General features: G+C 74.0%; 22 protein-coding genes. 14 read left to right on the forward strand and 8 right to left on the reverse strand.

What is annotated here, in order from left to right:
• Positions 1-107: 107 nt before the first annotated feature.
• Complete coding sequence (locus tag ACIBCJ_RS30345; RefSeq protein ID WP_365980658.1) at positions 108-1,289, reverse strand: mannosyltransferase family protein; 1,182 nt, start codon at positions 1,287-1,289, stop codon at positions 108-110.
• A 259-nt stretch (positions 1,290-1,548) separates the two neighbouring features.
• On the opposite strand from ACIBCJ_RS30345, the gene ACIBCJ_RS30350 reads away from it, so the two are divergent.
• Together ACIBCJ_RS30350 and ACIBCJ_RS30355 are read left to right on the forward strand one after the other, a co-directional pair.
• The gene (locus ACIBCJ_RS30350; protein WP_362512205.1) at positions 1,549-3,153 is read left to right on the forward strand and encodes an MFS transporter; all 1,605 of its coding nucleotides are present in this window, start codon (positions 1,549-1,551) and stop codon (positions 3,151-3,153) included.
• A gap of 167 nt (positions 3,154-3,320) precedes the next feature.
• The gene (locus ACIBCJ_RS30355) at positions 3,321-4,514 is read left to right on the forward strand and encodes an acyl-CoA dehydrogenase family protein (RefSeq protein WP_362104248.1); all 1,194 of its coding nucleotides are present in this window, start codon (positions 3,321-3,323) and stop codon (positions 4,512-4,514) included.
• Positions 4,515-4,561: 47 nt separating this feature from the next.
• Here the strand turns inward: ACIBCJ_RS30355 and ACIBCJ_RS30360 are convergent, their stop codons facing one another.
• Entirely contained in the window at positions 4,562-4,999 is a 438-nt protein-coding gene (locus tag ACIBCJ_RS30360) for a cell division protein SepF (protein WP_365980657.1), read from the reverse strand.
• A gap of 289 nt (positions 5,000-5,288) precedes the next feature.
• Here ACIBCJ_RS30360 and ACIBCJ_RS30365 point away from each other — a divergent pair, with 289 nt between their 5' ends.
• The 5 genes from ACIBCJ_RS30365 to ACIBCJ_RS30385 all read left to right on the forward strand — a co-directional run bounded on the left by ACIBCJ_RS30365 (position 5,289) and on the right by ACIBCJ_RS30385 (position 12,739).
• On the forward strand, positions 5,289-6,473 hold the full coding sequence (locus tag ACIBCJ_RS30365) for a DUF5685 family protein (RefSeq protein ID WP_365980656.1): 1,185 nt from the start codon (positions 5,289-5,291) through the stop codon (positions 6,471-6,473).
• A 929-nt stretch (positions 6,474-7,402) separates the two neighbouring features.
• Positions 7,403-8,482: an LLM class flavin-dependent oxidoreductase gene (locus tag ACIBCJ_RS30370; protein WP_362512215.1), complete on the forward strand. Its 1,080-nt coding sequence runs from the start codon at positions 7,403-7,405 to the stop codon at positions 8,480-8,482.
• 98 nt (positions 8,483-8,580) lie between these two features.
• Positions 8,581-9,954, forward strand: coding sequence for an NtaA/DmoA family FMN-dependent monooxygenase (locus ACIBCJ_RS30375; protein ID WP_365980674.1), 1,374 nt, complete (start codon positions 8,581-8,583; stop codon positions 9,952-9,954).
• 514 nt (positions 9,955-10,468) lie between these two features.
• Positions 10,469-11,371 (forward strand): S1 family peptidase, encoded by a 903-nt coding sequence (locus ACIBCJ_RS30380; protein ID WP_362104255.1) that lies wholly within the window; start codon positions 10,469-10,471, stop codon positions 11,369-11,371.
• Positions 11,372-11,656: 285 nt separating this feature from the next.
• Positions 11,657-12,739, forward strand: a complete 1,083-nt coding sequence (locus ACIBCJ_RS30385; protein ID WP_362512221.1) for a S1 family peptidase — start codon at positions 11,657-11,659, stop codon at positions 12,737-12,739.
• Positions 12,740-12,829: 90 nt separating this feature from the next.
• Here ACIBCJ_RS30385 and ACIBCJ_RS30390 read toward each other — a convergent pair whose 3' ends face one another.
• Positions 12,830-13,894, reverse strand: a complete 1,065-nt coding sequence (locus ACIBCJ_RS30390) for a DUF3533 domain-containing protein (protein ID WP_362512224.1) — start codon at positions 13,892-13,894, stop codon at positions 12,830-12,832.
• Positions 13,895-14,067: 173 nt separating this feature from the next.
• Between ACIBCJ_RS30390 and ACIBCJ_RS30395 the strand changes: the two genes are divergently transcribed.
• Positions 14,068-17,616, forward strand: coding sequence for a DNA polymerase III subunit alpha (locus ACIBCJ_RS30395; RefSeq protein ID WP_365980654.1), 3,549 nt, complete (start codon positions 14,068-14,070; stop codon positions 17,614-17,616).
• Positions 17,613-18,581: a DNA polymerase thumb domain-containing protein gene (locus ACIBCJ_RS30400; protein WP_365980653.1), complete on the forward strand. Its 969-nt coding sequence runs from the start codon at positions 17,613-17,615 to the stop codon at positions 18,579-18,581. The genes ACIBCJ_RS30395 and ACIBCJ_RS30400 overlap by 4 nt, the downstream gene beginning before the upstream one ends.
• 16 nt (positions 18,582-18,597) lie before the next feature.
• Here ACIBCJ_RS30400 and ACIBCJ_RS30405 read toward each other — a convergent pair whose 3' ends face one another.
• The gene (locus tag ACIBCJ_RS30405; RefSeq protein WP_365980652.1) at positions 18,598-18,972 is read right to left on the reverse strand and encodes a cupin domain-containing protein; all 375 of its coding nucleotides are present in this window, start codon (positions 18,970-18,972) and stop codon (positions 18,598-18,600) included.
• Positions 18,973-19,080: 108 nt separating this feature from the next.
• On the opposite strand from ACIBCJ_RS30405, the gene ACIBCJ_RS30410 reads away from it, so the two are divergent.
• The gene (locus tag ACIBCJ_RS30410) at positions 19,081-19,527 is read left to right on the forward strand and encodes a MarR family transcriptional regulator (protein ID WP_362512233.1); all 447 of its coding nucleotides are present in this window, start codon (positions 19,081-19,083) and stop codon (positions 19,525-19,527) included.
• 180 nt (positions 19,528-19,707) lie between these two features.
• Positions 19,708-20,586 carry an alpha/beta fold hydrolase gene (locus tag ACIBCJ_RS30415; protein WP_365980651.1) on the forward strand — a complete coding sequence of 293 codons (879 nt, stop codon included), beginning with the start codon at positions 19,708-19,710 and terminating at the stop codon, positions 20,584-20,586.
• 122 nt (positions 20,587-20,708) lie between these two features.
• Here the strand turns inward: ACIBCJ_RS30415 and ACIBCJ_RS30420 are convergent, their stop codons facing one another.
• On the reverse strand, positions 20,709-21,767 hold the full coding sequence (locus ACIBCJ_RS30420) for a lytic polysaccharide monooxygenase (protein WP_362512236.1): 1,059 nt from the start codon (positions 21,765-21,767) through the stop codon (positions 20,709-20,711).
• A gap of 177 nt (positions 21,768-21,944) precedes the next feature.
• Between ACIBCJ_RS30420 and ACIBCJ_RS30425 the strand changes: the two genes are divergently transcribed.
• Positions 21,945-22,421, forward strand: coding sequence for a GNAT family N-acetyltransferase (locus ACIBCJ_RS30425; RefSeq protein WP_365980650.1), 477 nt, complete (start codon positions 21,945-21,947; stop codon positions 22,419-22,421).
• A 21-nt stretch (positions 22,422-22,442) separates the two neighbouring features.
• Here ACIBCJ_RS30425 and ACIBCJ_RS30430 read toward each other — a convergent pair whose 3' ends face one another.
• A complete protein-coding gene (locus ACIBCJ_RS30430; protein WP_362104273.1) occupies positions 22,443-22,577 on the reverse strand; it encodes a hypothetical protein in 135 nt (44 codons plus the stop codon).
• Positions 22,578-22,728: 151 nt separating this feature from the next.
• Between ACIBCJ_RS30430 and ACIBCJ_RS30435 the strand changes: the two genes are divergently transcribed.
• Entirely contained in the window at positions 22,729-23,346 is a 618-nt protein-coding gene (locus tag ACIBCJ_RS30435; RefSeq protein WP_365980649.1) for a class I SAM-dependent methyltransferase, read from the forward strand.
• 15 nt (positions 23,347-23,361) lie between these two features.
• Here the strand turns inward: ACIBCJ_RS30435 and ACIBCJ_RS30440 are convergent, their stop codons facing one another.
• Positions 23,362-23,850 carry a DUF402 domain-containing protein gene (locus ACIBCJ_RS30440; protein ID WP_362512245.1) on the reverse strand — a complete coding sequence of 163 codons (489 nt, stop codon included), beginning with the start codon at positions 23,848-23,850 and terminating at the stop codon, positions 23,362-23,364.
• Entirely contained in the window at positions 23,831-24,757 is a 927-nt protein-coding gene (locus ACIBCJ_RS30445; RefSeq protein ID WP_362104279.1) for a GNAT family N-acetyltransferase, read from the reverse strand. The genes ACIBCJ_RS30440 and ACIBCJ_RS30445 overlap by 20 nt, the downstream gene beginning before the upstream one ends.
• Positions 24,758-24,828: 71 nt before the next feature.
• On the opposite strand from ACIBCJ_RS30445, the gene ACIBCJ_RS30450 reads away from it, so the two are divergent.
• On the forward strand, positions 24,829-25,194 hold the full coding sequence (locus ACIBCJ_RS30450) for a GntR family transcriptional regulator (RefSeq protein WP_362104280.1): 366 nt from the start codon (positions 24,829-24,831) through the stop codon (positions 25,192-25,194).
• Positions 25,195-25,258: the final 64 nt, after the last annotated feature.

Consider the following 25,258-nt stretch of genomic DNA (forward strand, 5'->3'; position numbering starts at 1 on the left):
CCCGCTTATGAATGCGTTCACCGAATGCTGGTACGGAATTGTCCCGGTGGTCATCGTGCGGCGCCGGCGGCCGGCGGGCGGGCGCCGGTCGGGCGGGCGCGGGACGGTCAGGGCGGCCCGGAGCCGTTCAGCCAGAAGGCCCCGTACACCGCCGACGCCGCCGCGACACCGCAGACGAGCAGCGCCGACCTGGCGGTGCGCAGCCGGGCCAGGCCCACGGCCAGGGGAAACAGCAGCGGGAACGCGGGCAGCAGCAGCCGGGGCTTCGAGCCGAAGTAGCTCGACGCGCACAGGGCGAGCACGGTGACGAGCCCCGTGTACACCAGCAGCGGCAGTGGCTGGCGCCGCCGTACGCCCACCAGGTACAGCCACACCAGCAGGGCGACCCCCACCGTCAGTGCGACGCCCGCCAGGGCCCCGGGGAAGGACGTGAACCGGCCGGCGACGAAGCGGGCGAAGGCCACGCCCCCGTCGAAGCCGTTGCGCCAGCCGGCCTGCACGTCGAGATAGCCCAGCGGGCCCTTGCCGGTGCGGTGACCGACCCACAGGACGTAACCGGCGGCGCCCAGGGGAGCCAGCACCGTGCCGAGCACGCAGCGCGCGCCGGGCGAGCCGTCGCCCTCGCCCCCGCTCCGGGCGCGCACCCACGTCGTGATCGCGGCCGCCCACACCGCCGCCGCCACCGCGAGCCCCACCGGGCGGGTCAGCCCGGCCAGCGCGGCCAGCGTCCCCGCGGTCACCCAGCGCCCGGTCAGCACCGCGTACAGCGACCAGGCGGCCAGCGCGGTGAACAGGGACTCGCTGTAGGCCATCGACTGCACGACGCCGACCGGCAGCACCGCCCACAGCAGCACCGCGCACCCGCCCGCGCGGGGGCCGTACACGTGGTCCGCCACCGCGAAGATCCCCCAGGCGGCGGCGAGCGAGGCGACCAGGGAGACGACGAAGCCGACGTCCGCGTACGACAGCGGGGTCACCGCGGCGCCGAGCCGCTCCAGCCAGGGCAGCAGCGGGAAGAAGGCGAGGTCGGAATGCACGTCGCCGCCCGGGAGCCGCACCTCGTAGCCGTACCCCTGCTCCGCCACCCTCGTGTACCAGAGGGAGTCCCACCGGGCCGTGAGCAGCGTGTACGCGCTCTTGTCGCGCGCGGCGCTCCACAGGGCCAGGACGAGCAGGCCCAGGGCGCGTACGGCCGCGTAGCCGAGCAGCGCCGGGGCGGCCCGGCGCAGGGCACCGGACAGGCCCGGGGCGACGGAGCGGCCCACGGTGCGCGTTGCGAGATCGGTCACGGGCTCGATTATCCGCGGGGCACGAGGGCGGTCGCGTCGCCGGGGCGGGCGGGACGGCGACCGCAGTGGCGCATGCCACACGGGTGACGGGGGATGTGTGAGGCCCGCCACGTGTGCGATGCCCGGTCTCGCGTACTCTGGCGAGTCACTCGCGTTCCGTTGCACGGGCCGGAGCCCCCCGCTCCTCTCCGGCCGTGCCGCAGGGGAGTCCCCACCCCACGGCCCGCCGGGCGCGAGGGAACATCTTGGAGGTACGTACATGTCCGGGACGCCCACGGCTGCCGCCGCGCCGCGCCGTCGGACGGCCGGGGCCGGTGCCAACCGCTGGGTGGTCCTGGTCGTCCTCTGCGTGAGCCTGCTGCTCGTCGCCGTCGACGCGACCGTGCTGCACGTCGCGGTGCCCGCCGTCACTGAGGACCTCAGGCCCGGCGCCATCGAACTGCTCTGGATCGTCGACGTCTATCCGCTGGTCTGCGCCTCGCTGCTGATCCTCTTCGGCACGCTGGGCGACCGGGTGGGCCGCAGACGGGTCCTGCTGCTCGGCTACGCCCTCTTCGGCGTCGCCTCCGCGTTCGCGGCCCTCGCCGAGAGCGCCCAGGTGCTGATCGCGGCCCGCGCGCTGCTCGGCGTCGGCGGCGCCATGATCATGCCGGCGACGCTGTCGATCCTGCGGCAGGTCTTCCCCGACCGGCGGGAGCGGGCGCTGGCGATCGGCATCTGGAGCGCCGTGGCCGCGGTCGGCGCGGCGGTCGGCCCGCTGCTGGGCGGCTTCCTCCTCGAGCACTTCTGGTGGGGCTCGGTCTTCCTCGTCAACATCCCGCTGATGCTGGTGAGCCTGCCGGTGGGGCGGCTGCTGCTGCCCGAGTCGAAGGGCGACGGCCGCGGGCCCTGGGACGTGGTCGGCGCGCTGATGGCGGCGGGCGGTCTGTTCGGCGTCGTACTGGGGGTGAAGCGGCTGGGCGGCGGGGAGCCGGTGGCGAGCCTGCTCACCCTGCTGCCGCTGGTGCTCGGCGCGGCCCTGCTGGCCGGCTTCGTACGCCGGCAGCGACGGCGCACGTACCCGCTGGTGGACCTGCGGATGTTCCGGCGGGCGGCGTTCAGCACGTCGGTCGGGTGCATCGTGCTGGCGATGCTGGCGCTGGTGGGTCTTGAGCTGATCGCGGCGCAGTACCTGCAACTGGTGCTCGGGCTGTCGCCGCTGGAGACCGGGCTGCGGCTGCTGCCGCTGACCTTCGCGGCGATGGGCGCGGGCCTCGCGGGAGCGCGGCTGCTGCGGCGCTTCGGCCCGCGGCGGACGGTGTGCGCGGGATTCTGCCTGACCGCCTTCGCGGTGCTGCTGCTGACGGCGATGGGCCGGGCCGACAACACCGCGCTGCTGCTGAGCGGGTTCGTGCTGCTCGGCTTCGGCCTGGAGACGACGCTGTTCGGGGCGTACGAGTCGATGCTGAGCGAGGCGCCGCCGGAACAGTCCGGCGGGGCGGCGGCGATCGGTGAGACCTCCTACCAGCTGGGCGCCGGGATCGGCATCGCCCTGCTGGGCAGCGTGATGAACGCGGCGTACGCGCCGGGGCTGACGGGGGGCGTGCCCGGGGTGCCGTCGGCGGCGTCGGCGGCGGCCGGGCATTCGCTGGGGGAGGCGTACGAGGTCGCCGCGCAGCTCGGGGGACCCGCCGGGGTCGCGTTGCGACGGGCCGCGGGGGACGCGTTCGTGCACGGGCTGCACGTGACGTTGGTGGTGAGCGCGGGGTTGCTGCTGCTCGGGGCGGTGATGGCGTTGCGGTTGCCGCGGGTGATGCAGTGCGACGCGGTGTCGGTGCCGGCGCCCCGGGACTCGGTGGAGTCGCAGTCCCGCGTCTCGGTGTGAGCGGGGGCGTCGCCCTCGGGCGGCCGGGGAGCGGCGACGGACGCGGCTGGTGGGCCGGAGGGGGCGCGTCGGCCCGGGCCATGGTGGACGCGCGGGGCGTCGCATCGTAACGTCGGCACCACAAGCCTGACTAGCGGCGCTAGTTTTGACAGTCCGGAGGGTGTCCCATGGCCGCGTCCACCAAGTTGCCCGCGTTCGACCCCGCCGACCCCCTCGGCATCGACGACCTGCTCGAACCCGAGGACCTGGCGGTCCGGGACACCGTGCGGGGCTGGGCCGCGGACCGGGTGCTGCCGCACGTCGCGGACTGGTACGAGAAGGGCGAACTGCCCGGGATCAGGGAGCTGGCGCGCGAGCTGGGCTCCATCGGCGCGCTCGGGATGTCCCTCGACGGGTACGGCTGCGCCGGGGCGAGCGCCGTCCAGTACGGGCTGGCCTGTCTGGAGCTGGAGGCGGCCGACTCCGGCATCCGCTCCCTCGTCTCCGTGCAGGGCTCCCTCGCCATGTACGCCGTTCACCGCTTCGGCAGCGAGGAGCAGAAGCAGACCTGGCTGCCGCGGATGGCCGCCGGCGAGGTCATCGGGTGCTTCGGCCTCACCGAGCCCGACCACGGGTCCGACCCGGCCCACATGCGTACCCGCGCCAAGCGCGACGCCGGCGGGGACTGGGTGCTCGACGGGCGCAAGATGTGGATCACCAACGGCTCGGTGGCCGGGGTGGCCGTCGTCTGGGCGCAGACCGAGGAGGGCATCCGCGGTTTCCTCGTGCCGACCGACAGTCCCGGGTTCTCCGCGCCGGAGATCAAGCACAAGTGGTCCCTGCGGGCCAGCGTCACCAGCGAGCTGGTCATGGACGGCGTACGGCTGCCCGCCGACGCGGTGCTGCCGGAGGTGACCGGGCTGCGCGGGCCGCTGAGCTGTCTGTCGCACGCCCGTTACGGCATCGTCTGGGGTTCGATGGGCGCGGCCCGCAGTTCCTTCGAGGCGGCGGTGGAGTACGCGAAGTCGCGGGAGCAGTTCGGGCGGCCGATCGGGGGCTTCCAGCTCACCCAGGCCAAGCTCGCCGACATGGCGGTCGAACTGCACAAGGGGATCCTGCTCGCCCACCACCTCGGGCGGCGCATGGACGCCGGCCGCCTGCGTCCCGAGCAGGTCAGCTTCGGCAAGCTCAACAACGTCCGCGAGGCCATCGACATCTGCCGTACGGCCCGCACGATCCTCGGCGCCAACGGGATCTCGCTCGAATATCCCGTGATGCGGCACGCGACGAACCTGGAATCGGTGCTCACCTACGAGGGCACCGTCGAGATGCACCAGTTGGTGCTGGGCAAGGCGCTCACCGGACTCGACGCCTTCCGGTAGGAGCCCGGCGGGGGTGCGGGGGCGGGGCCGTGGTGTGCGGCCCCGCCTCAGCTCTGGTTGAAGAAACCGTCGGAACGGTGCGCGGCGGGCTCGCCGCTGATCACCTGGGTGTCGGCCGGGCTCAGCAGGAACACCCGGGTGGACACCCGCTCGATCGAACCGCGCAGGCCGAAGATGAGCCCGGCCGCGAAGTCGACCACGCGCTTGGCGTCGGTGCCCTCCATGGCCGTCAGGTTCACGATGACGGGGACCCCGTCCCGGAACAGCTCACCGATGGCCCGTGCGTCCCGGAAGCTGTCCGGGGTGACCGTCGCGATGCGGCGGCCCGTCTCCTCGGCCACGTCCGAGGCCACCTTGACCCGGGGGTCCGTGACCCAGGCGTCCCCGGACTCGGTGCCCTCGGAGTAGTCGTCGTCGTAGTAACGCTCGTCATCGTTGTCGTCGACGAGGCCGAGCCACGCACTCGCCTTGCGTACCGATCCCATGGACGCCTCCTCTCACAGCGGTCTTTCGTGCTTCCGCATCCCTATGGTCATCCATGATGCGGACGTCGCGCCAAGTGGATAGACGCCGCGCGGGGGGTTTGTGACGGTACTGGTGCACAGCGGATCCGTCGAGAGTCCTTGTGTCCCAAGGGCCGTTTCCCAAACGGATGCTGACTGTGAGTGAAATATGATTCTTCACGGCACACGGGTGAGGGCGGGTGCGTACGGGTGACGGCGGAGGTCGGTACGATGCCGCAGCTCAGCGTCGTACCAACCTCGGGGGAGCGTCGTGTTCGGAATCGTCAGGCCGTGCAGGCACCGGCTCGGAGAGAGCCTCACCGGTCAGTGGATGGCTCACTTGTGCGGGTTGTGTCTCGCACTGCGCAAGGACCACGGACAGTTCGCGCGGATCGTGACGAACTATGACGGGCTGCTCATATCGGTTCTGACGGAGGCTCAGGCCGGGCGGGGCGGTGCCGGGGCCGGACGGCGCACCGCCGGGCCCTGTCCGCTGCGCGGGATGCGCACCGCCTCCGTCGCGCACGGTGAGGGCGCCCGGCTGGCGGCGGCCGTCTCCCTGGTGCTGGCCTCGGCCAAGGTGCGCGACCACGTGGCCGACGGTGACGGCCTGCTGGCCCGGCGGCCGGTGGCGCTCGCCGCCCGCCGGATCGCCACCGGCTGGGACGCGGCCGGGGCGCGCGGCGGCGGCGCCGTCGGCTTCGACACCGCCGTGCTGGTCGACGCCGTGGACCGGCAGGGCGGTATCGAGGCCCTGGCCGGGCCCGGAACGCCCCTGCTGACCGTCACCGAGCCGACGGAGACCGCGACCGCGGCCGCCTTCGCGCACACCGCGCACCTCGCCGGGCGGCCGGAGAACGCCGCGCCGCTCGCCGAGGCCGGACGGCTCTTCGGCCGGCTCGCGCACCTCCTGGACGCCGTGGAGGACCGGGAGGCCGACGCCGCGTCCGGCGCCTGGAACCCGCTCGCCGCCACCGGGACGCCGCTCACCGAGGCCCGGCGGCTCGCGGACGACGCCGTGCGCGGGATCCGGCTGGCCCTGCGGGAGGCCGAGTTCACCGACGGCCGGCTGGTGCACCGGCTGCTCGTGCACGAGCTGGGCAACTCCGTGGACCGCGCGTTCGGCACCGTCTCGTGCGCCCACGGCAGCCATCCGTACGCCCCTCCCGGCAGCACCCCGGGCGCCCCCGGCGGCCCCGGTGGCCCGACGCCCCCGGAGCCGCCGCGCCGCGACCGGCGCGGGCTGCTCGCGGGCTGCGCCGTGTGGCTCGGGCTGGCCTGCACGTGCCAGATGTGCTGCGGCACCTTCGAGGATCCGTGGAGCCGGCAGCGCCGGGACGGCCTCTGCTCCAACTGTGACTGCGGGGACTGCGGCAACTGCTGCGACTGCTGCAACTGCTGCGGCGACGGGTGCGACTGCGGTTGTGACGGCTGCGACTGCGGTTGCAGCTGCTGAGAAGCCGTCAGTGTCCGTGGGCCGTCGGCCCGTCAGGTCGGAACGGGCGGATTCCTGCGCATCGTCAGGTCTCCTGGAACGGGGGGAGGGGGCGGGGCGAGGGGAGGGGGTGCGTGTGAAGGCGGGACGACAGGCCGAACCCGGGAAGGCCCCGACGGGACCGGCCGCACGGCGGACCGCTCCACCGGCGGATCCGGGGGCCGGGTGGTCGGACGAGCGGGGCGGGCAGGGAGGTCGGCTCAACAGGAACAGGACCACACTCGACCGAAGTCGATGTGGGAGCGCGTGACCAGCCACTGCTGCGGATGCATGGGCCAAGTGGAACAGGCATCCGGTTCCGCGTCAACGCATGGAGATCCCCGGCTCACAGTGTGGACAGCCTTGACAGCGTACGGAAACGCCCCCGTACTCTCGGCGCACGGCCTGCTGAGGGGCTCGGCCGTGTGAAGGCACCATCCACCGCGTCCGACTGACGCGCCGTCACGGAGCCTTCGCATGTCCTGCGACCACCTCGTCCCGTCCGCCGCCGTACCCGAGTCCCCGGACCGGGCGGTCCTCCCGCGGACCTTCCCGCACCGCCGCCCGCCCGGTGGACGGCCGCCGTCGACGTCCTCGTCCCGCTGCGTCCCGCCGCCGGCTCCGTGCCGTGTGCCGGGCGACGGGGGCACGTCCGCGTGTTCCGGTCGCCCCGCGCCCGCGACCCGTAGCGCCCCCGGTGAACCGCCCCGCCTCACCGGCGCCCGCGCCCGTCCCCGGGCCGGCCGGGGGGATCCCCGGCGTCGTGGAGGACCCGGCCCCGGCGGGCAGCGGGCCGCCCGCGGCACGGGCGTCGGCGGCAAGGGCGTCCGCGGCACGGGCGTCCGCGGACGTCCCTCTCCCGGGTCCGGTGCGGACAGGCCCGCCGGCACGGACGGAAGGGGCGTCCCGGTATGAGCTCCGCACCCGGCAGGCGGCGGCTGCACGTGGCCGCCGCCCTGGACCGGCGGTCGGTGTACGACGCGGACGCGTACGTGACGGCCGCCCGGCTCGCCGAACACGGCGCGCTGGACTTCGTGACCCTGGGCGACAGCCTCGCCCGCCCCGGCCCCGACGCGCTCGCCGTCCTGTCGCGGGTGGCACCTGCCACCCGGCGCATCGGCCTGGTCCCCACCGTTTCCACCACGCACACCGAGCCCTTCCACGTCCAGGCGGCGGTGGCGACCCTCGACTGGGTCAGCCGCGGCCGGGCGGGCTGGCGGATCGAGGTGTCCACCACCGAGGGCGAGGCCCGTCTCTTCGGCCGCCGCCACGCGGCACCCGCCGACGTGCTCTGGCGGGAGGCCGGCGAGGTCGCCGAGGTGGCGGCGCGCCTGTGGGACAGCTGGGAGGACGGCGCCGAGATCCGTGACACGGCCACCGGCCGCTTCGTCGACCGGGACAAGCTCCACCACGTCGACTTCACCGGCTCCGCCTTCTCCGTCAAGGGGCCCTCGACCGTGCCGCGGCCCCCGCAGGGGCACCCCGTGCGCGTGGTCGACGCCACCGGTCCCGACGCGCGGGCGGTCGCGGCCCGGTACGCCGACGTGGCCCTGGTGCGCACCGCGCTCCCCGTCCGGGCCGCCGCCGCGCGGGCCGAACTGCGGACGTCCGCCGGGACGCACGGCCGGGACCCGGACGACCTGCGGGTCCTCGCCGCCCTCGACGTCGACCTCGGCGACGGCGAGTACGCGGCCGTACCCGGGCACGGCGGAGGCGGGCCCCGCGTCACGCCGCACGGCCCGCTGTACCGGGGCGGCCCCGTCGACCTGGCCGAACTGATCATCTCCTGGCACCGGGACGGCATCGTCGACGGCTTCCACCTCACGCCGGTCGACCCGCGCCGGGACCTGGAGCGCCTCGTCAACGGCACGGTGCCGCTGCTCCAGCACCGGGGCCTGTTCCGCACCTTCTACCCGGGCAGCACGCTCCGGGACCACCTGGGCCTGAACCGGCCCGCCAACCAGTACGCCGTCGCGCGGGGAGCGTCATGACCGGAGCGGAACGGACGTGGACCCATCCGGTGCCGCCGGTGCTGCCGGAGCCGACGCGGCCCGGTCCGGCGCGCCCGGAGGCGGGGCGGCCCCGGCGGATGCACCTCGCCGTGCGCTTCCCGGAGGCTGACGACACCACGGCCGACGACATGACGGTCTGGCCCCCTCCGGGCTCGGGCTCGCAGATCGACTTCGCCTCCTTCGAGCACCTGGCGCGCACCGCCGAACGCGGCCTGTTCGACTTCTTCGTCGTTTCCGGCGGGTCCGTCGTTTCCGGCGGGTCCGGCGGGTCCGGCGGGCTGCGGCTGCGCGAGCACAAGGGCCGCGTCCACGACCTGGACGTGGCCGGCCGCCCCGAGCCCCTGACCATGCTGAACGCGCTCGCCGGCGTCACCGGACGCCTCGGCCTGGCCGCCGCGGTCGACGCCGCCTTCAACGAGCCCTACGACGTCGCCCGCCGGCTCGCCACCCTGGACCACCTCAGCGACGGCCGGGCGGCCTGGCACGTGGTGGCCTCCTCCGACGCCTTCACCGGCGAGAACTTCCGGTGCGGCGACCGCCCGGAACGGGCCGGCCTCCCCGGCTCCCGGCTTCGCTCCGGCGAGGAGGCCCCTGTGACGCGGGCCGCCGAGTTCGTGGCCGCCGCGCGCGAACTGTGGGACTCCTGGGCCCCGGACGGCACCCCCCGCCCCTTCGCCCACCACGGACCGCACTTCGACATCGCGGGCGAGTTCACCCTGCCCCGTCCACCGCAGGGGCATCCGGTGGTGATCCAGGCGGGTGACCGCGAGGAGGACCGGGAGTTCGCCGCCTCGTCGGCGGACGTGATCCTCACCCGGTACGGCTCCCCGGAAGCGGGCCGCGCCTTCCGCACCGACGTGAACCGCCGCCTGGCGGCGTACGGCCGGAGCCCCGGGGACCTCAAGATCATGCCCGGGGTCGCGGTGGTCCTCGGGGACACCGACGCCGAGGCGCACGAGCGGGCCGGGGAGATCAGGCGGCAGCAGGTGTCCCCGCGGTCCGCGCTGCTCACGCTGGAGCGGATCTGGGGCGTCGACCTGTCCGCGTACGACCCCGAAGGGCCGCTGCCCGACATCGACCCGGTGCCCGGTCCGCAGCTCGGCCGGGGGTGGCCCCGGGACGGCGACAGCGTGGCGACCGCCGAGAAGTGGCGGGCGCTGGCGCAGGAGCGGGGGCTGTCCATCCGGCAGACCGTGATCGAGGCGGGCGCCCGGCGGTCCGTGGTCGGCACCCCGGAGCGGGTCGCGGCCGAACTGACGGAGTCGGTGGCGCGGGACGCCGCGGACGGCTTCGTCCTGACACCGCATCCAGCCCCGGGCGGGCTGGACGAGTTCGTCGACCGGGTGGTCCCGTTGCTTCAGGAGCGCGGCGCGTTCCGTACCGCCTACGAGGGCGCCACCCTGCGCTCCCACCTGGGTCTGGCCGACCCGGCGGCGAGGGCCGCGCCATGACGAAGGGCTCGCCCGGCGACGCGCCGCACCCGCCGGCCGGCGGACCATCCGGAGGGGCGACTTCCGGACACCCCCGGCGCCCGTGACGTCACCCCGCCCGCCCCCGCACGCCGGGGCGTTCCGTGACATCGCGGCCACCGGTTCCCGCGCCCGGCCGCGCCGGACGCCGAGGGCGTACGGCGGTCGGCCGCCACCGGGCGCGATCGTCCCCGTGCGCGGTCGCCGAGCACGGCGCCCGGTCCTTCCAGCCGCCGGAGAACAGGCTGCCGGCCCGGGGTGAGGCGAGGGAGCGTCAACCGCCCGGGGGACCCACGGGAGTTGGTAAAGGCCGGTCAAAGGTTGAAGTCCGAAAGGCACTCTTGCGCCGACCGGACGTTCGGCCGAATACTCCAACTTCAGCGCTTGTCAGGGGCACGACGTATCCGGGAACCCCGGAGGTCCGTCCCTGGCTGCGCCTCACGGGCCCCCGACCCCACAAGCGGGGCCCCCGACTTCCCCTGTGGAGGAACGAAAAGTGAGGATCAAGCGCACCACCCCCCGCAGCGGCATCACGAGACGGACTCGGCTGATCGCCGTATCCACCGGCCTCGTGGCCGCCGCCGCCGTCGCGATCCCCAGCGCGAACGCGGCCCCCGCCCCGGCCACCTTCAGCGCCGCCGAGCTGAGCAGTGCCGGCAACGCGGTGCTCCAGGCCGACGTCCCGGGCACCGCCTGGGCCGTCGACAGCGAGTCCGGCCGGGTGCTGCTCACCGTCGACAGCACCGTCTCCCAGGCGGAGCTCGCGAAGATCAAGAAGCAGGCCGGCGACAAGGCCGACGCGCTCACGATCAAGCGCACCCCGGGCACGTTCAACAAGCTCATCCAGGGCGGCGACGCCATCTACGCGAGCAGCTGGCGCTGCTCCCTCGGCTTCAACGTCCGCACCAGCAGCGGCGCCGAGTACTTCCTGACCGCCGGTCACTGCACCGACGGCGCCGGCGCCTGGCGCGCCAGCTCCGGAGGCACCGTCATCGGACAGACGGCCGGTTCGAGCTTCCCGGGCAACGACTACGGCATCGTGCAGTACACCGGGTCCGTCGCCCGGCCCGGCACCGCCAACGGCGTGGACATCACCCGTGCGGCCACCCCGAGCGTGGGCACCACGGTCATCCGTGACGGGTCCACCAGCGGTACCCACAGCGGCCGGGTCACCGCCCTGAACGCCACCGTCAACTACGGCGGCGGCGACATAGTCTCCGGCCTGATCCAGACCACGGTCTGCGCCGAGCCCGGCGACTCCGGCGGTTCGCTCTACGGCAGCAACGGCACCGCGTACGGTCTGACCTCCGGCGGCAGCGGCAACTGCTCCTCCGGCGGTACGACGTTCTTCCAGCCGGTCGTGGAGGCCCTGAACGCCTACGGCGTCAGCGTCTACTGACCGGTCCGCCCGTCCGGTACCGCGCGGCCGGCGATGCGACCAGCCCCCGTACACCCAGTGGTGTGCGGGGGCTCTCCGCTGTCCGGACCGGGGGCCCGCCAATCCTCTGGGAAGGGATACGAATGGTGAAGGCCGTGTGACCGCCCTGGAGTTGTCGTGCGCACGTCCTGGAGTCGACCTTGTGTGCGGCCTGTGGAATCGGAAGAGTCAACGCTCGTCAACCAGCCTTCCGGTTCACGAGGTCCCCACAACCTCGCGGGCCGACCCCCCACAGGAGGACGTGAGTTGAAGCACCGACGCATATCCAGGCGACGGGCCACCGTGGTAGGTGCGGGCATCACCGCACTGGTCGCCGCGGGAGTCACCTTCCAGAGCGCGAACGCCAGCGAGGCCCCGAAGACCGCCGCACCCGAGACCCTGTCGGTCACGGCGGCCGGGAAGCTCGCCTCCACGCTGCTCGGCGACCTCGGCACCGACGCCGCGGGCACGTACTACGACGCCCAGGCCAAGAGCCTCGTCGTCAACGTGCTCGACCAGGCCGCCGCGCAGACCGTCGAGGAGGCCGGCGCCGAGGCGAGAATCGTCGAGAACTCGCTCGCCGACCTGAAGAGCGCGCGCACCACCCTCACCGAGGACGCGACCATCCCGGGCACGTCCTGGGCGACCGACCCGACCACCAACAAGGTCGTCGTCACCGCCGACCGCACGGTCTCCAAGGCCGAGCTGGCCAAGCTGACCCGGGTGGTCGACGGACTGGGCGCCAAGGCCGAGCTCAAGCGGACCAAGGGCGAGTACAAGGCATTCGTCGCGGGCGGTGACGCCATCACCGGAGGCGGCGGGCGCTGCTCGCTCGGCTTCAACGTGACCAAGGGCGGCGAGCCGTACTTCATCACGGCCGGCCACTGCACCGAGTCCATCTCCAGCTGGTCGGACTCCTCCGGGAACGTCATCGGCGAGAACGAGGCCTCCAGCTTCCCGGACAACGACTACGGGCTGGTCAAGTACACCGCCGACGTGGCCCACCCGAGCGAGGTGAACCTCTACAACGGCTCCTCGCAGGCCATCTCGGGCGCCGCCGAGGCCACCGTCGGCATGCAGGTGACCCGCAGCGGCTCCACCACCCAGGTCCACGACGGGACGGTCACCGGCCTGGACGCCACCGTGAACTACGGCAACGGCGACATCGTCAACGGCCTCATCCAGACGGACGTCTGCGCCGAGCCCGGCGACAGCGGCGGCTCGCTCTTCTCCGGCGACAAGGCCATCGGCCTCACCTCCGGCGGCAGCGGCGACTGCACCTCCGGCGGCGAGACCTTCTTCCAGCCGGTGACGGAGGCCCTGTCGGCCACCGGCACGCAGATCGGCTGAGCGGTACCCGCACCCCGGTGAAGTCCCGTCCCGCGCACGTGGGGCGGGACTTCCGCGTGTCCGGCTGGGGCTGTCGCGTGCGGACGGCGGTCAGCCGGCCGGCTCGGGCGGCAGGTCCGGCTCCCGCCGCCCGCGGCGCGGCAGCGCCGCCGCCAGCATCGTGATCACCGTCCCCGCGACCGCCCACGCCCACAGCACCAGCAGGGAGGCGGTCACGTCGTTCCCCTTGAAGTAGGCGATCGAGCGGGCCGCCCAGGTGCCCGCGCCCGGCGGCAGCGCCGGGCCGATCGCCTTCCAGAACGGCGGCAGCAGCGGCAGCGGGAAGGCGCCTCCCGCGCTCGGGTTGCCCGCGATCACCACCAGCAGGATCGCCAGGCCGATGCCGACGATCCCGAAGACGCCCTGGAGGGCGAGCGTGGCCGCGCCCACCGCGAACGTGATCAGCGCGCCGAGCCCCCACAGGTCCAGCACGCCGCCGGGCAGCGCGCCCAGGACCGGCCCGACGATCACCGCGCCGCCGAGTCCGCCGGTGATCGCGACCAGCGCCATCACGATCAGCCGGATCGCCGCCCGGCGCGGGTCGGCCGGCCGGGCGCCGGTGCTGATCGCCAGGATCGAGGCGCACAGGTAGCCGCCGACGCACCAGCCCACGACCAGGTAGAAGGACGACAGCCCGTCGAAGTCGTGGGGCGAGGCCGGGGCCACGTCGACGACCCGTACGGCGCGCCCCTCGGCCTTCTCCACCCGGCCGGTCACGCCTTCCAGGGTGGTGGCGAGGACGGTGCCGCCGCCGGAGGCGACCAGCAGGGTGTCGGTGCGGCCGGAGGGATCGAGGACCAGGGCGCCGTCGATCTCCCGGTCCATGATCTGCCGCCGGGCGCTCGCCTCGTCGGCCACCGCGCGCGGGTCCAGCGGGGAGCCCGGCAGCCGCTCCAGCCGCTCCACCGTCCGCCCGGCCGCCGCCCCGGGCGCGACCACCCCGAAGGGCACGTCCTTCGGTCTGGGATCGTGCAGCGCTCCCACGTAGGAGGCGATGAACAGCAGCTGGAGCGCGATCACGCCGAGCACGAGCAGGGTGGCCCGCGGGGTGACGGCGTCCTTCACCTCACCGAGGAAGGAGCCGCTTCGCGTGCGGGGGCCCGGTGTGTGTGACATGTCCCCACAGTCCGGGTCGGGGAGTGTTTGCGCAGGTGGGGCGGGGCCGAACGGATGTCGTACATACATTCGAGGATGGGGGTATGGTGGGTGAGGTAGCTGGGAACAGACGTTCGATAATGGCGTTCGGGCCGACATGGTCAGGCGTCGGTTCATGAGTCGGGAGGTGCGTGATGCCGGGTTTCACGCACCTGCACACCGTCTCCGGGTTCTCCGCCCGTTACGGCGCCTCCCACCCGGAGCGGCTGGCCGAGCGCGCCGTCGAGCGGGGCATGGACGCCCTCGCCCTCACCGACCGCGACACCCTCGCGGGCACGGTCCGCTTCGCCAAGGCCTGCGCGAAGGCGGGCGTCCGTCCGCTGTTCGGAGCGGAGCTCGCGGTCGCCGCCCCCGAGCCCGGGGCGGAACGCACGGACACCTCCGTACGCCGGGACCGGCTCCGTACCCCCGTGCGCGGCGGCGCCTTCGTCGACGAGTCGGCCCCGCGGGTGACCTTCCTCGCCCGGGACGGCGCCCGCGGCTGGGCCGACCTGTGCCGCCTCGTCTCCGCCGCCCACACGGCCGAGGGCACCCCGCTGCTGTCCTGGCCCGACAACCACGCCGCCGGCCTGACCGTCCTGCTCGGCCCCGACTCCGACGTCGGCCGCGCCCTCGCCGCCGGCCGCCCCGACCGCGCGGCGAAGCTCCTCGCCCCCTGGCGGGAGGTCTACGGCGACGCCCTGCGCCTGGAGGCCGTCTGGCACGGCCGCAAGGGCACCGGTCACGGCTCCCTGCGCCTGGCCTCCCGAACCGTCGGCTTCGCCGCCGAGCAGGGCGTCCGGCCGGTGCTCACCAACGCCGTCCGCTACGCCGACCCCGGCCAGGGCCCCGTCGCCGACGTCCTGGACGCCGCCCGCCGCCTCGTCCCGATCGACGCCACCAAGGAGCTGGACTCCGGCGAGGCATGGCTCAAGGACGCCGGTGCCATGGGGCAGGCCGCCGAGCGGATCGTCGAGTCCGCGGGCTTCCGGCGCGAGGCCGCCCACCGCCTGCTGGAGCAGACCCGGGCCACGGCCGCCGAGTGCCTGGTGGACCCCGAGGACGACCTCGGCATGGGCGCCGTCCATTTCCCCGAACCGCACCTCGTGGGCGCCGGGCGCCGCACCGCCCAGCGGGCGCTCGCCTCCCGGGCGGCGGCGGGCATGGTGCGTCGCGGCTACGACCGGCGGCCGGGCCACCGGGAGTACTGGGAGCGGATGCACCGCGAGCTGGACATCATCGCCCACCACGGCTTCGCCTCGTACTTCCTCACCGTCGCCCAGGTCGTGGACGACGTACGGCACATGGGCATCCGGGTCGCCGCGCGCGGCTCCGGCGCGGGCTCGCTCGTCAACCACCTCCTCGGCATCGCCCACGCCGACCCGGTCGAGCACGGGCTGCTGATGGAGCGGTTCCTGTCCAAGGAACGGGTGGTGCTGCCCGACATCGACATCGACGTGGAGTCCGCCCGCCGCCTGGAGGTCTACCGCGCGATCATCGGCCGGTTCGGCACCGAGCGGGTCGCCACGGTCGCCATGCCGGAGACGTACCGGGTGCGCCACGCCATCCGCGACGTCGGCGCCGCCCTGTCCATGGACCCGGCCGAGATCGACCGGGTCGCCAAGTCCTTCCCGCACATCCGCGCCCGCGACGCCCGCGCGGCGCTGGAGGAGCTGCCCGAGCTGCGGGAACTGGCGGGGGAGTCCCGGCGGGACGGGGGAGGGCGGTACGGCAGGCTCTGGGAACTGGTCGAGGGCCTCGACGCCCTCCCGCGCGGCATCGCCATGCACCCCTGCGGCGTCCTCCTGTCCGACGCCTCCCTGCTCTCCCGCACGCCGGTCGTGCCGACCAGCGGCGAGGGCTTCCCGATGGCCCAGTTCGACAAGGACGACGTGGAGGACCTCGGGCTGCTCAAGCTGGACGTGCTCGGCGTGCGGATGCAGTCGGCGATGGCGCACGCGGTCGCCGAGGTGGAGCGGGCGACGGGGGAGCGGGTCGACCTGGACGCCGTGCCCGAGGGCGACCCGGCGACGTACCGGATGATCCGGTCCGCCGAGACGCTGGGCTGCTTCCAGATCGAGTCGCCGGGCCAGCGGGACCTGGTGGGCAGGCTCCAGCCGTCGACCTTCCACGACCTCGTGGTCGACATCTCGCTCTTCCGGCCCGGCCCGGTCGCCGCCGACATGGTGCGGCCGTTCATCGAGGCCCGGCACGGACGGGCGCCGGTGCGCTACCCGCACGAGGACCTGGCGGAGCCGCTGGAGGGCACCTACGGGGTCGTCGTCTTCCACGAGCAGGTCATCGACATCGTGGCGATCATGACCGGCTGCGGACGCGGCGAGGCCGACCGGGTGCGGCGCGGCCTGTCCGACCCGGAGTCGCAGGGGCGGATCAAGGTCTGGTTCGCCCAGCACGCGACGGCGAACGGCTACGACGCGGAAACGATCCGGCGCACCTGGGAGATCGTCGAGGCCTTCGGCAGCTACGGCTTCTGCAAGGCGCACGCCGTCGCCTTCGCGGTGCCGACGTACCAGTCGGCGTGGCTGAAGGCCCATCACCCGGCCGCCTTCTACGCGGGCCTGCTCACCCACGACCCCGGCATGTACCCCAAGCGGCTGCTGCTGGCGGACGCGCGACGGCGCGGGGTGCCGATCCTGCCGCTGGACGTGAACAAGTCCGGGGTCGCACACGGGATCGAACTGGTGTCTGAATCAAGGGGCCCGGGGACGTGGGGACTGCGCCTCGCCCTCTCCGACGTGCACGGCATCAGCGAGGCCGAGGCGGAACGGATCGCCGAGGGGCAGCCCTACGCCTCCCTGCTCGACTTCTGGGAACGGGCCCGCCCCAGCAAGCCGCTGGCCGGACGGCTCGCCCAGGTCGGCGCGCTGGACGCGTTCGGCGCCAACCGCCGCGACCTGCAACTGCACCTGACCGAACTGCACCGCGGCGCCCGGGGCGGACGCGGCGACCAGCTCCCCCTCGCCGGTGGCCGCAGGACCGCCTCCGCCGGACTGCCCGACCTCACCTCGGCGGAGAAGCTCAGCGCCGAACTCGGCGTGCTCTCCATGGACGCCTCGCGCAACCTGATGGACGACCACGGCAGCTTCCTGCGCGAGCTGGGCGTGGTGTCGGCCAAGCGGCTGCGCGAGACGCGGCACGGGGAGACGGTGCTGGTGGCGGGCGCCAAGGCGGCCACCCAGACCCCGCCGATCCGCTCCGGCCGCCGGGTCATCTTCTCCACCCTCGACGACGGCTCCGGACTGGTCGACCTCGCCTTCTTCGACGACTCGCACGACGCCTGCGCGCACACCGTCTTCCACTCCTGGCTGCTGCTGGTGCGCGGGGTGGTGCAGCGGCGCGGCCCGCGCAGCTTCAGCGTCGTCGGCTCCGCCGCCTGGAACCTCGCCGACCTGCTGGAGGTGCGCCGGGAGGAGGGACTGGAGGGCGTCGCCGCCCGGCTGGCCGCGGCGGGCGGAGGCCCGGAGGGCGACGACCCCGAGGGCGGCCCGGCACGCCGCCGCCTCGCCGGTTCGGACGGACGGCCCGCGCCGGCCGGCTCCGCGGCCCAGGATCCGATGGATCAGCGGAGGATCCGCATGTCCACCGGGTACGAGATGCACCCCTGGGCCGATCTGCGCCCCGCGGGCGAAGGGCCCGCGGTCGGAAGGAAGTTGTGGCACCAGAGCCCGGGGAGTGCGGGATGACGATTCTCTGCGTACGTTTCCAGCCGCCGCCGACGCGCGAGGCGGCCCTGCCCGAACTGCTCGGTCTCCTCGAGGAGTTCACGCCGGTCGTCGAGGCGCTGCCGCCCGACGGCGCGCTGGCCGACCTGCGCGGCGCCGAACGGTACTTCGGGCGCGACGCCGTGGAACTGGCCTCGGTGATCCGGGTGCGCGCCCTCGCGCTGTACGGCGTGGACTGCGTGATCGGCGCCGGTCCCGGCCCGATGCTGGCCCGCATGGCGCTGCGCGACGCCCGGCCGGGGCTGACCCGCGCGGTCCCCGGCGGCGGCGAGCGGGACTTCCTCGCCGGCCGGCCCGTCGCCGCGCTGCCCGGAGTCGGCACCGCGACCGCCCGCACACTGTGCGAGTACGGCCTCGACACCCTCGGCCGGGTCGCCGCCGCGCCGCTGTCCACGCTCCAGCGGCTGGTGGGCGCGAGGACCGGCCGTGAGCTGCACGAGAAGGTCCAGGGCGTCGACCGCGGCCGGGTCGTCCCCAACGGCGTCTCCCGGTCCCTGGCCGCCGACCGCCCCTTCGACCGCGACGAACTCGACCCCGGCCGCCACCGCCGCGCCCTGCTCTCGGCCGCCGAGGAACTGGGCGCCCGGCTGCGCGCCGTGGACAAGGTGTGCCGCACCCTCACCCTGACCGTCCGCTACGCCGACCGGTCGGCCACCACCCGCAGCCGCACCCTGAAGGAGCCGACCGCGCACTCGGCGGCCCTGACCCGGGTCGCGTACGACCTGTACGGGGCGCTCGGCCTCCAGCGCGCCCGGGTCCGCTCGGTCGCCCTGCGGGCCGAGGGGCTCACGTCCGCCGAACAGGCCTCCCACCAGCTCACCTTCGACCCCGTGGACGAGAAGGTCCGCCGGATCGAGGAGGTCGCGGACCGCGCGCGGGCGAAGTTCGGACCGCGGGCGGTGATGCCGGGGTCGCTGGCGGCGTGAGGCCCCGGCCCGCCGGTCAGTTGGCCCACGGGGGAGTGAGGCGGGTGCCGTCGGCCAGCTCCGCCGTCAGGCCGACCGAGGTGGTGACCCAGGAGGTCGCGGTCCGGTCGGTGGGGTTCTCGACGGCGAGGGTCGCCCCGGAGTTGATGATCACGGTGTCGCCCGCGGTGACGCGCTCGATGCGGCCGTCGAGGGTGATCAGCAGCTCGCCGGTGAGCAGGTGGAAGATCTCCTCCCGGTCGACGGTGTGCGCGGGCGCCCTCGTGCCCGCCGGGATCTCGCCCCGCCAGGCGCACAGCTCCCTGCTGCCGGCGCGGGGGGCGGCGTACGAGACGAAGCGGGCGCCGTGGATCTCGTGGGTGACGCCTTCGGACGAACGGACGACGGGCATGGCGGACTCCTCCGTGCGGGATCAGTCGGTCGCTTTGGTCAAGCAGATTGACCTTTTCCTTATGGTCAAGCTGCTTGACCAAGCTGTCAAGGGTGTTTCAATGCCACCGTGCAGAACTCCGACGCCATGGCCCTGACCGCCGCCCTGCTGGCCGCGGCCGGCGGGCTCACGCAGCGCATCCACGAGGGTGTCGTCGCCCGCGGCTTCGATGATGTGCGCCCCGCGCACGGGTTCGCCTTCGCCCGGCTCGCCCCGGACGGCGCGACGGTCACCGACCTGGCCTTGCACCTGGGGGTGACCAAGCAGGCCGCCAGTCAGCTCGTCGACGAGCTGGTCCGCAAGGGGTACGCCGAGCGCCGGCCGCATCCCGTCGACGCGCGCGCCCGGCTCGTCGTGATGACGGAGGCGGGGTGGGCCTGCACGCGGGCGGCGGAGGCGGCGGCCGCGGAAGCCGTGGGCGCATGGGCCGAGGTGCTCGGCGAGGAAGGGGTGCGTGCGCTGCGCGACGGTCTGCTGCGCGTGGCGCCGGGCGGACCGATCCGGCCCGCCTGGTGAGCCCGGCCCCTCTGTCACCTGCGGTGCCGGCGGCACCGGTGGTCGCCGGAAGTTTTTACTGACGCGTAACTTCACACGTGCGCTACTCGCCCGTAACTTGACGAATGAACAGCATCCCGTGATCCGGATCACAGGGCGTCTTGCCGTCGCAACTCCCCCGATCCGCAAGGAGATCACCCGATGCTGCCCTGGAGCCGAGTGCTCAGACCGCTGACCGCGCTGCTGCTGGCCGCCGCGGTCGTCCTGTTCCCCGCCGTCACCGCAGGCGCCGCCCCCACCGCCGCCCCGGACGCCCGCCCCACCTCCGGCTGGAACGACTACACCTGCAAGCCCTCCGCCGCCCACCCCCGCCCCGTCGTCCTGGTCCACGGCACCTTCGGGAACTCCGTCGACAACTGGCTGGGCCTCGCGCCCTACCTGCGGAACCGCGGCTACTGCGTCTTCTCCCTCGACTACGGCCAGTTGCCCGGCGTCCCGCTCCTCCACGGACTCGGTCCGGTGGAGAAGTCGGCGGAGCAACTGGCCGCCTACGTCGGCAAGGTGCTCACCGCGACCGGCGCCACCGAGACCGACCTCGTCGGCCACTCGCAGGGCGGCATGATGCCCCGCTACTACCTCAGGTTCCTCGGCGGAGCCGACAAGGTGAACGCCCTGGTCGGCATCGCGCCCAGCAACCACGGCACCACACTGTCCGGCCTCACCCGCCTGCTGCCGTACTTCCCCGGCGCCGAGGACCTGCTGAACGAGCACACCCCCGCCCTCGCCGACCAGGTCGTCGGCTCCGACGTCCTCACCAGGCTCAACGAGGGCGGCGACACCGTGCCCGGCGTGCGCTACACCGTCCTCGCCTCGCGGTACGACGAGGTGGTCACGCCGTACCGCAGCCAGTTCCTCAGCGGACCCGGGGTACGCAACGTCCTGCTTCAGGACCTGTGCCCGCTCGACCTCTCCGAGCACCTGGCGATCGGGCTGCTGGACCGGATCGCCTTCCACGAGGTGGTCAACGCGCTGGACCCGGCCCACGCCACGCCCACCACCTGCGCCTCGGTCCTCGGCTGACCGGCGCCCCGGCGCCCCGGTGACACGGGCCGGGCCCCGCGCACGCCACGCGGGGGCCGCCCGGCCTGAGCCGCCGGACGGGCCCCGCGTCCCCCGCGTCCCCCGCGTCCCCCGGTTCCGGGTCAGTGGCCGTGCCGGCCACCGCTCGTCGCGCGCCGGCGGACCGACGCGAACAGGACCGCCGCGCCGAGGGCCAGGACGGCCGCGCCACCGACGGCGATGTAGGGCGTGCTGCTGTCCCCGCCGGTCTCGGCGAGGTTCTCGCCGCCGCCCGCGGCCTTGACCTCGTTGGGCTCGGCAGCGGTCTCGGCGGTGGTGCCGGGTGCCTCCTCCGGGGCGGCGGCCGGGTCCGTCGGGTCGGTGGTGGTCGCCGCGTCCTGGTCGCCGTGGCCGTGGTGCTCGATCGTCGACTTGTCGGCCGCGGCCGCGAGTTGCTCCTCAGACGGCGCGGAGGCCTCGGGTGCGGCGGCCTCACCGGCGGGAGCGCCGGCGGGGGCACTGTCGCCGGTGCCGGTGCCGGTGCCGGTTCCGGTGCCGCCGCCGAAGGAGACGTCCGAGCAGGAGTAGAACGCCTCCGGGCTGTCCGAGCGCTGCCACACTGCGTAGAGCAGGTGCTTGCCGGAGCGCTCGGGCAGCGTGCCGGAGAAGGTGTAGAAGCCGCCCGAGGCGACCGGGTCGGTGGCGGTCGCCACCGGGGCCGACAGGTCCAGGTCGTCCCAGCCCAGCGGCTGCGACGGGTCGTAGCCCGGCTTGGTGACGTACACCTTGAAGGTGCCCTTGTGCGGGGCCGTCACCCGGTACTTGAAGGTGTACGAGCCGCTGCTCACGCCGGTCGCGGGCCAGTCCGCGCGGGCCAGGTCCATGCCCTTGAAGGCCGGGTCGTTCGCGCTGCACAGCTTGCCGTCCGGGATCAGCTCCTGGTGCTTGCCGTCGGCGTTGCCGATGCGGATGCCGTTCCAGTCGTAGAGCGCCTGCGTGCCGCCCGCCGCGACCGCCGCCTTGCACGCGGCCGACCTGGGGTTCTCGGGCCCCTCGGCGTGGCACTGCGACACCCGGCTGACCGGATCGCCCATCGAACCGTGCGCGGACGCCGGGGCGGCGGCCAGCGCGGTCAGGGCGAGCGGGGCGAGACCGGCGACGGTGACGGCGACGGCCCTGCGGGGCGCGGACGATGCGGGCATGCGGAACTCCTCGAAACGGTCACGGGGGACTGGGGAACTCGGGCCGGAACCCGTGGGGTTGATCAGCAAGCTAGCCCCGGAACCGCGCCGGATCGCCTGCTGGAGGCGGGTGACGGAGATCCTTATGGTCGTGTTAAGGGAGTGCTCAGGCTGGGCTGAGGTAGCTACCGTTCAGGCATGGAACGAGAGCGGATCCGGCCGGCGGTCACCTCGGACGTGCCGGCGGTGAAGGCGGTGACCGACGCCGCGTACCGCCCGTACATCGAGCGCATCGGAGTGGTGCCGCAGCCCATGGAGGCGGACCACGCGGCGAACGTGGCGGCGGGGAAGGTGTTCGTCACCGACGAGCCCGGCACGGACCCCGCGGGAGTCGCGGGGCTCGTGGGGCTGGTCGTCGTGGAGGCGTACCCGGACCACCTCTTCCTCGACAGCATCGCCGTCCACCCCGACGCGCACGGCCGGGGTGTGGGACGGCGGCTGCTGCGCTTCGTGGACGCGCACGCGCGTGCGCTGCGCCTGCCCGAGGTCAGGCTCTACACGAACGCCATGATGTGGGAGAACCGGGCGATCTATCCGAAGTACGGGTACGAAGTCGTCGAACGCCGGGTGGACGGGCCCTACGACCGCGTCCACTACCGCAAGCGGCTGCTCTGAGGCGTCTCATGGCCTGCCCGGTCAGCCCTCCGGCCACCAGGTGCGCGCGATGTCCTTGCGGACCTCCGGGCGCCTGGAGTGGCGTTCGTCGGCCTCCTCGCGGACTCGGCGGGCGTCGGACTTCTTCAGGGGCTTCTGCACGGTCAGACGGCGCATGGCTGCCTCCTTACGGATCCACCGGGTTCCGCGTTCTCACGGAGGTAGACCCTTTCCCCGAGAGTCACTCATCGATGCATGACTGTCAGTGGCGGTTGTCACGTTCCCGTGCCCCGACTCCGTTGTCAGTGCCGGGTGTCACGCTGGGCGCATGAGTGAGAACCGTGACAAAGCGACCGCACCGGGTGTCGACTGGGACGCGCTGGCCGACTCCTTCGACGACGAGCCGGACCACGGGCTGCGCGACCCGGACGTCCGCCGGGCCTGGGCCGCCCGGCTGGCCTCCTGGCTGCCCGCCCCGCCCGGGGACGTCCTCGACCTGGGCTGCGGCACCGGCAGCCTGTCACTCCTCGCGGCCGAGCAGGGGCACCGCGTCACCGGCGTCGACCGCTCCCCGGCCATGGTGCGGCTGGCCAGGGCCAAACTCGCCGGTCGTGACGCGGTGTTCCTCACCGGTGACGCGGCGGCACCGCCCGTGGGCGAGCAGCGGTTCGACGCGGTGCTGGTCCGGCACGTGCTGTGGACGCTGCCCGATCCCGGCCGGGCCCTGCGGCACTGGCGGCAGTTGCTGCGCCCCGCGGGGCGGCTGGTCCTGGTCGAGGGCGTCTGGGGGAGCGTCGCGCCGGTCGGCATACCCGCCGACCGGCTCACCGCCCTGCTCGCCCCGCTCGCCGGACGGGACCGCGTGGAGCGGCTGTCGGACGACCCGGCGCTGTGGGGCGGGGAGGTCACCGACGAGCGGTACGCGGTGGTGGCGACGTACGGGTGAGCCGGGCGGCGCGCGCTAATCCAGCAGGCCGGCGAACCCGTCTCCGCGGGCCAGCCGCTCCAGCTCGTCCAGTGCGGCCACGGCGGCGGCAGCGGCCCCGGGATCCCGGTCCGCCAGCCCGCTCCCGGCGAACTCGTCCTCGTCGAGGCGCCGTACGTCCGTGCCGTCGGCGGAGCGCCACAGGTCCAGGTCGAGGTCCTCGACGACCAGCTCGGTGCCGGTCAGCACGGCGGGGCGGGTGATGTCGCAGTACCAGCCCTTCAGCACGCCGGCCGCCGTGCGGACCTCCTTCACCGCGTACCACCGGTCGCGCCAGAAGTACTCGGTGAAGACGTCCCCGGCCTCGAAGCGCACGAAGCCGAAGTCGCGCACGCCGTCCCCGGCCCAGGGGGCGCGGACGGCGAGACGGGTGCCGTCGTCGTGCAGCAGCGTGGCCGCGTAGCGGATCTTCGTCCTGCCCGCCTTGACAAGTGCGACGCTCAACTCAGCCGAGTTCGCGGACATGGCGCACCTCCGTCGCACAGATCTCGTACCCGAGCCACTTGTTGATGGCGAGCATCGGGCCGTTGTCGGTGTCGTTGCCGGTGAGCGCTTCCGTGTACCCGGCCGCGCGGGCCCGGTGCAGGGAGTCGGTCTTGACGAGCTTGGCCAGCCCCCTGCCGCGCTGCTCGCGGACCGTGCCCGTCATCGCGGTCGAGTACCGGGTGCCGTCGGTGTAGGCGACGCTGAAGGCGGCCGGGCGGCCGTCGACCACCGCGACGGTGGTCAGCTCACGGTTGAGCAGCGGGTGCCGCCAGGTCTCCGCCAGCCAGGCCTCGTACTCCGTGAACTCGATGGCCACGTCGCCGGGTTCGTCCGTGACCGTCGCCGCGTCCAGTTCGAACATGGGCCGGGGATCGTCGGCGAAGTCCGCCGCGGTGCGCAGCTCGACACCCGGGGGAGGGGACCACAGGGGCGGGAGCGTCGCGTTCGACAGGTCCAGCCGGAGAAAGTGCGCGGCACGCCGCCGCTCGTAGCCGTGCCGCTCGGCGAAGGCCAGGTGGGCGGGCCCGTCCAGCACCCAGGAGTACAGCTTCGTCGCGCCCTCGCCGGTCAGGTACTCCTCGGCCGTGCGCAGCATCAGCCCTCCGGCGCCGCGCCTCAGGCGCTCCGGGTGGACGTAGAGGTTCAGGAAGGCCTGGCCGGGTACCGGGCTGTCGTGCACCAGGCCGATCTGGGCCGTGCCGATGACCTCCCCGTCCTCCTCCGCCACCAGGGAGCGGCTCCGGGCGTCCGGATGGGCGTGGACGAGCCGGTGCACGACGGCCTCGGGAGTCCACAGGATGAACGGCAGGGCACGATGGCGGACCCGGGCGAAAGCCGCGACGTCGGCCGGGTCGTCGGAACGCAGGTCGCGAACGAGAACGGTCATGTCGGCGCACGCTACGGCGGCCGGGCGGTCCGCTGCCTCTCATTTTCCCGGGGATACGGGACAATCGCCGGGTGACCCTGAAGATCCGTATCGACGACGGCACGCCGCCCTACGAGCAGGTGCGCGCGCAGATCTCCGAACAGGCCCGGTCGGGCGCCCTGCCGGTCGGCTACCGGCTGCCCACCGTGCGCGGCCTGGCCGAGTCCCTCGGGCTCGCCGCCAACACGGTCGCCAAGGCGTACCGGGCGCTGGAGGCGGACGGGGTGATCGAGACGCGGGGGCGCAACGGGACGTTCGTCGCTGCCGCGGGCTCCGCGGCGGAGCGGGAGGTGGCCGGCGCGGCGCAGGGGTATGCCGAGCGGGCTCGGCGGCTCGGGGCGTCGGAGGGGGAGGCGCTTGCCGCGGTGCGGGACGCTCTGCGGGCGGCTTACGGGTGAGCGCCGTCGGGGCTCGGGTCGTTGTCCGGCCGCGGGTGCGTTGTGGCTGGTCGCGCAGTTCCCC

The organism is Streptomyces sp. NPDC051136 (assembly GCF_044455745.1).
In the GTDB taxonomy this organism is placed as follows: Bacteria; Actinomycetota; Actinomycetes; order Streptomycetales; family Streptomycetaceae; genus Streptomyces.

What these genes read in the sequence shown, in the direction of transcription:
- ACIBCJ_RS30420 (WP_362512236.1), bottom strand. Translation starts at nt 21,767, where the DNA reads ATGCCCGCATCGTCCGCGCCCCGCAGGGCCGTCGCCGTCACCGTCGCC.
- ACIBCJ_RS30375 (WP_365980674.1), top strand. Translation starts at nt 8,581, where the DNA reads ATGCACCTCGCCGTGCGCTTCCCGGAGGCTGACGACACCACGGCCGAC.
- ACIBCJ_RS30430 (WP_362104273.1), bottom strand. Translation starts at nt 22,577, where the DNA reads ATGCGCCGTCTGACCGTGCAGAAGCCCCTGAAGAAGTCCGACGCCCGC.
- ACIBCJ_RS30395 (WP_365980654.1), top strand. Translation starts at nt 14,068, where the DNA reads ATGCCGGGTTTCACGCACCTGCACACCGTCTCCGGGTTCTCCGCCCGT.
- ACIBCJ_RS30360 (WP_365980657.1), bottom strand. Translation starts at nt 4,999, where the DNA reads ATGGGATCGGTACGCAAGGCGAGTGCGTGGCTCGGCCTCGTCGACGAC.
- ACIBCJ_RS30390 (WP_362512224.1), bottom strand. Translation starts at nt 13,894, where the DNA reads ATGTCACACACACCGGGCCCCCGCACGCGAAGCGGCTCCTTCCTCGGT.
- ACIBCJ_RS30405 (WP_365980652.1), bottom strand. Translation starts at nt 18,972, where the DNA reads ATGCCCGTCGTCCGTTCGTCCGAAGGCGTCACCCACGAGATCCACGGC.
- ACIBCJ_RS30435 (WP_365980649.1), top strand. Translation starts at nt 22,729, where the DNA reads ATGAGTGAGAACCGTGACAAAGCGACCGCACCGGGTGTCGACTGGGAC.
- ACIBCJ_RS30350 (WP_362512205.1), top strand. Translation starts at nt 1,549, where the DNA reads ATGTCCGGGACGCCCACGGCTGCCGCCGCGCCGCGCCGTCGGACGGCC.
- ACIBCJ_RS30370 (WP_362512215.1), top strand. Translation starts at nt 7,403, where the DNA reads ATGAGCTCCGCACCCGGCAGGCGGCGGCTGCACGTGGCCGCCGCCCTG.
- ACIBCJ_RS30400 (WP_365980653.1), top strand. Translation starts at nt 17,613, where the DNA reads ATGACGATTCTCTGCGTACGTTTCCAGCCGCCGCCGACGCGCGAGGCG.
- ACIBCJ_RS30440 (WP_362512245.1), bottom strand. Translation starts at nt 23,850, where the DNA reads ATGTCCGCGAACTCGGCTGAGTTGAGCGTCGCACTTGTCAAGGCGGGC.
- ACIBCJ_RS30445 (WP_362104279.1), bottom strand. Translation starts at nt 24,757, where the DNA reads ATGACCGTTCTCGTTCGCGACCTGCGTTCCGACGACCCGGCCGACGTC.
- ACIBCJ_RS30355 (WP_362104248.1), top strand. Translation starts at nt 3,321, where the DNA reads ATGGCCGCGTCCACCAAGTTGCCCGCGTTCGACCCCGCCGACCCCCTC.
- ACIBCJ_RS30415 (WP_365980651.1), top strand. Translation starts at nt 19,708, where the DNA reads ATGCTGCCCTGGAGCCGAGTGCTCAGACCGCTGACCGCGCTGCTGCTG.
- ACIBCJ_RS30425 (WP_365980650.1), top strand. Translation starts at nt 21,945, where the DNA reads ATGGAACGAGAGCGGATCCGGCCGGCGGTCACCTCGGACGTGCCGGCG.